Raw genomic sequence first — 6,975 nt, 5'->3', positions numbered from 1 at the left:
CTGCGCAAACCTTGGGCCCCGCCGTTGCGCTTCCACACCCCCATTCGTGCCTGCGGCACGAATCGCCCCCTGACTCAGGGGGGAACGATATCCGGTCTGGCCCGGATATCTCCCAAAGTTTGCTTCGCAAACCTTGGGCCCCGCCGTTGCGCCGCCACACCCCCATTCGTGCCTGCGGCACGAATCGCCCCCTGAGTCAGGGGGCTGGGCTCACGACTTCGCTCACGACTCTACGCCGCTCTTGCGCGGAGTGGTTTCGGGGAGGGGGCACTTTGCCGATCCGGCCTGCCGGCGGCGGCTGTCAACCTATGGCCCACGCGGGCGTTTACCACTGCTGGCTAGACTTGCTGGCTGCACTGTTCCCTCGATCGAGATTGGCATGCTTTCTTCTCCCCCGGATTCCCGTCGTCGCCTGCCGGCGCTGTTGGCCGTGATCATGATCGCGGGGCTGGCCGCCTGCAGTCGCGGCACCCCTGGAGCGGGGGGCGGCGAAGCGCCGGCGATTCCGGTGACGACCCTGCAGCTGCAGATGCAGCCCTGGAGCGATACCGTGCAGGCGCTGGGCACGGTCAAGGCGCGCGAGTCGATCACGGTCACCGCCAAGGTCAGCGAGACCGTGCAGGACGTGCATTTCGACAGCGGCGACGAGGTCGCGGCCGGCGCGCCGCTGGTCACCCTCAGCGGCCAGCAGCAGCGTGCCGCGCTGAACGAGGCGCTGGCGGCGGCGGAAGAGGCCGAGCGCCTGTACAAGCGCCAGAGCGAGCTGGTCCAGCAGCAGCTGATCGCCAGTTCCCAGTTCGACGCCCAGCGTGCGACCCGCGACGCCGCCCGCGCCCGGGTCGCGCAGATCCGCGCCCAGCTCGGCGACCGGGTGATCAGCGCGCCGTTCTCCGGCGTACTCGGCATCCGCCAGGTCAGCCCCGGCGCCCTGGTCACGCCCGGCACGCCGATCGCGACGCTGGACGACACCCACCGCGTCTACGTCGATTTTCCGGTGCCGGAGTCGCAACTGGCGCACCTGGCGGTCGGCCAGCGCCTGAGCGGTCACAGCGAGGCCTGGCCGGATCGCGACTTCGCCGGCGAGGTCAGCACCATCGATGCCCGCATCGACGCGGCGACGCGCGCGGTCACCGTGCGCGGCGACTTCCCCAACTCCGACCGCGCGCTGCGCCCGGGCATGCTGCTGCAGGTCACCCTGAGCCGTCCCGAACGGCAGGCGCTGCTGGTGCCGGAGATCTCGATCATCCAGGTCGGCACCAGCGCCTACGTGTACCGGGTCGGCGCCGACGACACCGTCCAGCGGGTCGAGGTCGGCGTCGGTGCGCGCAGCGCCGGGCTGGCCGAGGTTGTCGCCGGACTGTCGGTCGGCGACCGCATCGTCGTCGACGGCACCGGCAAGCTGCGGCCGGGCAGCAGGGTTCGTGAGGGCGAGGTCCGCGACGGCGGCGCGCCGGCAGCGGAGAACGAAGGCGCCGCGGCCGGCGACGATGCCGGAACCGCGCCGTCCAACGGAGGCTGAGCCATGAACTTCTCCGAGCTGTCGATCCGCCGGCCGGTGTTCGCGACCGTGATGAGCCTGATGCTGATCGTGCTCGGCATCATGGCGTTCTCGCGGCTGACCCTGCGCGAATTGCCGGCGATCGATCCGCCGATCGTCTCCGTCGACGTCACCTACCCCGGCGCCTCGGCGGCGGTGGTCGAGACCCGGGTGACCCAGGTGCTGGAGGACGCGCTGTCGGGCATCGAGGGGGTGGAGACGATCCAGTCGCGCAGCGTCAACGGGCGCTCCTCGGTGACCATCGAGTTCACCCTCGAGCGCGATATCGAGGCCGCCGCCAACGATGTGCGCGACGCCATCAGCGGGGTCGCCGACCGCATGCCCGAGGAGGCCGATCCGCCCGAGGTCGAGAAGGCCGACAGCGACTCGGACACGGTGATCTGGCTCAACATGAGCAGCACCACGATGGACACGCTGCAGCTGAGCGACTACGCCGAGCGCTACGTGGTCGACCGCCTGTCCAGCCTCGACGGCGTGTCGACGGTCAGGGTCGGCGGACAGCAGCGCTATGCGATGCGGATCTGGCTCGACAGCGACGCGCTGGCCGCGCGCGGGATCACCGCCAACGACGTCGAGGACGCGCTGCGCGCGGAGAACGTCGAACTGCCGGCCGGGCGCATCGAGTCCGACAACCGCGACTTCACCCTGCGCCTGGCGCGCAGCTACCAGGCGCCTGAGGACTTCGCGCGGATCCCGCTGCGCAAGGGCGAGGACGGTTACGTGGTGCGGCTGGGCGACGTCGCCCGGGTCGAGCTGGCCTCGGCCGAGCGCCGCGCCTACTACCGCAGCAACGGCGAGCCGAACATCGGCCTGGGCATCAACAAGACCTCGACCGCGAACGCGCTGGAGGTCGCGCGCGCGGCGCGCGCCGAGGCCGAGCGGATCCAGCCGACCCTGCCCGAGGGCACCCGCATCTTCGTCGCCTTCGACAGCACGCTGTTCATCGAGGCCGCGATCGAGCGCGTCTACCACACCCTGGCCGAGGCGATCGTGCTGGTGTTGCTGGTGATCTGGCTGTTCCTGGGCAGCTTCCGCGCCGCGTTGATTCCCGCGGTCACGGTGCCGGTGTGCCTGGTCGCCGCGTTCATTCCGCTGTACCTGTTCGGCTTCTCGATCAACCTGCTGACCCTGCTCGCGCTGGTGCTGTGCATCGGTCTGGTCGTCGACGATGCGATCGTGGTGCTGGAGAACATCCAGCGCCGCACCGACCTGGGCGAACCGCGCCTGGTCGCGGCCAAGCGCGGTACCCGCCAGGTCGCGTTCGCGGTGATCGCGACCACCGCGGTGCTGGTCGCGGTGTTCCTGCCGGTCGGCTTCATGGAGGGCAACACCGGCCGCCTGTTCCGCGAGTTGTCGGTGGCGCTGGCCAGCGCGGTCGCGATCTCGGCCTTCGTCGCGCTGACCCTGAGCCCGATGATGGCGTCCAAGCTGATCCGCCCGCACAGCGAGGAGAAGTCCAACCCGGCGCACCGCTGGATCACCCGCCGGCTCGACAGCGTCGGCGCGCGCTATCGGCGCTTCCTCGACCACAGCGTCGAGCGGCCGTGGCTGTTCGGCGGGCTGATGGTGGTCGCCCTGGTCGCGATCGCGGGCCTGTTCAAGTGGATGCCGACCGAGCTGGCGCCGCCGGAGGACCGCGGTGCGTTCTTCATCTCGGTCGAGGGCCCGGAAGGCGCCGGCTTCGACTACACGGTCGACCAGATCAAGCAGGTCGAGGCGGTGATGGCCGAGCAGATCGCCGGCGGCGCCGATGGCAACGGCAGCCGTCCGGTCCAACGCGCCAACACCCGCGTGCCCGGCGGCTGGGGCGCGAGCGAGGAGATGCATACCGGCAACGTGATCGTGTTCCTGGCCGACTGGGACAAGCGCGAGGCGAGCACCGCGGAGGTGGTCGACCAGTTGCGCGGCGAACTCGGCCAGTTGACCGGCGTGCGCGCGACCCCGCGCGTGCGCACCGGCCTGGTGCGCAGCGGCGGCCAGCCGCTGCAGGTGGTGATCGGCGGCCCCGACTATGCCGAGCTGGCCCAGTGGCGCGACCGCATCATCCAGCGCATGGACGGGAATCCGGGCCTGTACGGCGCCGACTCCGACTACAAGGAAACCCGCCCGCAGATGCGCGTGCAGATCAACCGCCAGCGCGCCGCCGACCTGGGGGTCAGCGTGTCGGCGATCGGCCGCGCGCTGGAAACGATGATGGGCAGCCGCCGGGTCACCACCTTCGTGCAGGACGGCGAGGAATACGACGTGATCGTGCAGGCCGACAAGCCGGCGCGGGCGACCCCGGCCGACCTGGCCAGGATCCAGGTGCGGGCCCGTGGCGGCGAGCTGGTGCCGCTGTCGAACCTGGTGACCCTGAGCGAGCTGGCCGAGGCCGGCAGCCTGAACCGGTTCAATCGACTGCGCGCGATCACCATCAGCGCCGGCCTGGCCAACGGCTACCGGCTCGGCGATGCGATCGAGTGGATGAACCAGGTCGTCCGCGAAGAGCTGCCCGAGCACGCCCAGATCGACTGGAAGGGCGAGTCGCGCGAACACCAGAAGGCCGGCAGCGCGGTGCTGCTGACCTTCGCGCTGGCGCTGCTGATCGTCTACCTGGTGCTGGCGGCGCAGTTCGAGAGCTTCATCCACCCGTTCGTGATCATGCTGACGGTGCCGCTGGGCGTGCTCGGCGCGCTGCTGGGCCTGTTGCTGACCGGCGGCACCCTCAATCTCTTCAGCCAGATCGGCATCGTGATGCTGGTCGGCCTGGCGGCGAAGAACGGCATCCTGATCGTCGAGTTCGCCAACCAGCTGCGCGACGCCGGGCGCAGCATCCACGAGGCGATCGTCGAGGCTTCGGCGGTGCGCCTGCGCCCGATCCTGATGACCTCGATCGCGACCGTCGCCGGTGCGCTGCCGCTGGTGATCGCCGGCGGACCGGGCTCGGCCAGCCGCGCGACGATCGGCGTGGTGGTGATCTTCGGGGTCTCGTTCTCGACCCTGCTGTCGTTGTTCGTGATCCCGGTGTTCTACGTGTTGCTGGCCCGCTACACGCGCTCGCCGGACGCGGTCAAGAACGAGCTGGAGAAGCTGGAATCCAGCACCCCGGAGGCGGGCGGGCTGGCCTGAGCCGGCCCGTCGCCGCGCCGCTTGCCGGCCGCCGTCGCAGACCGGAGACTGGCGATCGGCAATCGTTTGGAGCAATGGCATGGAGCAGGCGCGCTTCGGCGTGGCGATCGAGGGCGACGGCTTCGTGCTGCGCCCATGGCGGGTGCAGGACCTGGAATCGCTGGTCCGGCACGCCAACGACGAGCAGGTGTCGCGCGCGGTCAGCGACCGGTTTCCGTACCCGTATACGCGCGAGGACGGGCAGGCCTTCCTGTCCGGCAAGGTCGAAGACCTGTCGTCGCAGCCGGTGTTCGCGATCGAGATCGACGGCGAGGCCTGCGGCGGCATCCGCGCGCGGCCGGGCGCCGGCGAGCGCGCCTGCGGCGCCGAGTTCGGTTACTGGCTCGGCCGTGACCATTGGGGCCGTGGAGTGATGACCCGGGTGGTGGCGCGCTTCGCGCCCTGGGCGATGCGGACGCTGTCCCTGCATCGCCTGTACGCGACCGTGCTGGACAACAATCCGGCCTCGGCGGCGGTGTTGCTGCGCAACGGCTTCGTCGAGGAGGGCACCCAGCGCTGCGCGGTGATCAAGCGCGGCCGGCTGCACGACCTGCGGGTGTTCGCGCGAACCCGACAGGCGCTCGAGCTCGACCCGTGACGAAAGTCACGAAGGCCGGGGGCGCCACCGCCGGCACGACCTCGGCGGCGATTCCGGGTATCGTGGGCCCTTGATTCGCGGGGTGGAGTGCGGGATGCCACCGCCCCTGCTTCGCCGCCATGCGGCCTTGTTCCCGGGGAGAGAGATACGTGGAATCACTGGTCAAAGCACTCAACGACATCATCTGGAGCCCGCCGCTGGTGTACCTGTGCCTCGGCGCCGGCCTGTACTTCTCGATCAGGTCGCGCTTCATGCAGGTGCGCGGCATCAAGGAGATGGTCCGGCTGTTGTTCAGCGGGCAGTCCTCCCAGGCCGGTGTGTCCTCGTTCCAGGCGTTGGCGATGTCGCTGTCGGGCCGTGTCGGCACCGGCAACATCGCCGGCGTCGCCACCGCCATCGCGTTCGGCGGCCCCGGTGCGGTGTTCTGGATGTGGGTGGTGGCCTTCCTAGGCGCTTCGACCGCCTACGTCGAGTCGGCCCTTGGCCAGATATACAAGGAGAAGGACGACAACGGCCAGTACCGCGGCGGCCCGGCCTATTACATCGAGAAGGGGCTCGGGGTGAAGTGGTACGCGTGGCTGTTCGCCCTGGTCACGGTGATCGCGACCGGCTTCCTGCTGCCGGGCGTGCAGGCCAACGGCATCGCCGCGGGACTCAACAACGCCTTCGGCATCCCGTCAGCGGTGACCGCGGCCGGTGTGGTGGTGCTGCTGGGTTTCATCATCTTCGGCGGCGTCAAGCGCATCGCGCACTTCGCCCAGGTGGTGGTGCCGTTCATGGCGCTGGCCTACATCCTGGTCGCGCTGGTGATCGTGTTCCTCAAGATCGACCAGGTGCCGGAAGTGCTTTCGCTGATCGTCCGCAGCGCGTTCGGCATGGAAGCCGGGTTCGGCGCGGTCGTCGGCCTGGCGGTGCAGTGGGGGGTCAAGCGCGGGATCTACTCGAACGAGGCCGGGCAGGGCACCGGTCCGCACGCCGCCGCCGCCGCCGAGGTTTCGCACCCGGCCAAGCAGGGCTACGTGCAGGCGTTCTCGGTCTACGTCGATACCCTGCTGGTGTGCTCGGCCACCGCGTTCCTGATCCTGTCGACCGGCATGTACAACGTGTACGACCCGGCCGGCGGCGCGATGCTTGTCGAGCAGTTGCCCGGCGTACCCGAAGGGCCCGGCTTTGCCCAGGCTGCCGTCGAATCGGTGCTGCCGGGCTTCGGTCAGGCGTTCGTGGCGCTGGCGCTGCTGTTCTTCGCCTTCACCACCATCGTCGCCTACTACTACATGGCCGAGACCAACATCGCTTACATCAACCGCCGGGTGCACCGGCCGTGGATGGTGTTCGCGCTGCGGATCGGCATGATGGCGGTGGTGACCTATGCCTCGATCGGCAGCGTCGGAACCGCCTGGGGCCTGGGCGACATCGGCGTCGGTCTGATGGCGTGGCTGAACATCATCGCGATCCTGATCCTGCAGAAGCCGGCCTTCCTGGCCCTGCGCGACTACGAGCGGCAGAAGAAGGCCGGGCTCGATCCGGTATTCGATCCGGAGGCGCTGGGTATCCGCAATGCCGCCTTCTGGCAGCGCCGGCTCGACGACAAGTAAGCCAGGCCCCTACCGTTACCGACCGCTCAAGCCGATCGCCCTAGACGATGACCGCGAGAAAGTCCCCGTGGGGTGGC

General features: G+C 69.6%; 4 protein-coding genes. All 4 read left to right on the top strand.

All coding sequences use genetic code 11. The features are described from left to right. Positions 1 to 379: 379 nt before the first annotated feature. The 4 genes from FKV24_RS09590 (at position 380) to FKV24_RS09575 (ending at position 6,898) form a co-directional block, all read left to right on the top strand. Complete coding sequence (locus tag FKV24_RS09590; protein ID WP_141482220.1) at positions 380 to 1,519, top strand: efflux RND transporter periplasmic adaptor subunit; 1,140 nt, start codon at positions 380 to 382, stop codon at positions 1,517 to 1,519. A gap of 3 nt (positions 1,520 to 1,522) precedes the next feature. Next, positions 1,523 to 4,666 carry an efflux RND transporter permease subunit gene (locus FKV24_RS09585; protein WP_111267365.1) on the top strand — a complete coding sequence of 1,048 codons (3,144 nt, stop codon included), beginning with the start codon at positions 1,523 to 1,525 and terminating at the stop codon, positions 4,664 to 4,666. Between the two features lie 79 nt (positions 4,667 to 4,745). Beyond that, positions 4,746 to 5,303 (top strand): GNAT family N-acetyltransferase, encoded by a 558-nt coding sequence (locus tag FKV24_RS09580; protein ID WP_141482219.1) that lies wholly within the window; start codon positions 4,746 to 4,748, stop codon positions 5,301 to 5,303. A gap of 149 nt (positions 5,304 to 5,452) precedes the next feature. Further along, complete coding sequence (locus tag FKV24_RS09575) at positions 5,453 to 6,898, top strand: alanine/glycine:cation symporter family protein (RefSeq protein WP_111267363.1); 1,446 nt, start codon at positions 5,453 to 5,455, stop codon at positions 6,896 to 6,898. Positions 6,899 to 6,975 lie beyond the last annotated feature (77 nt).

Source organism: Marilutibacter maris (assembly GCF_006546735.2).
Lineage (GTDB): Bacteria > Pseudomonadota > Gammaproteobacteria > Xanthomonadales > Xanthomonadaceae > Marilutibacter > Marilutibacter maris.
This window is presented reverse-complemented; position numbering and strand designations above follow the sequence as displayed.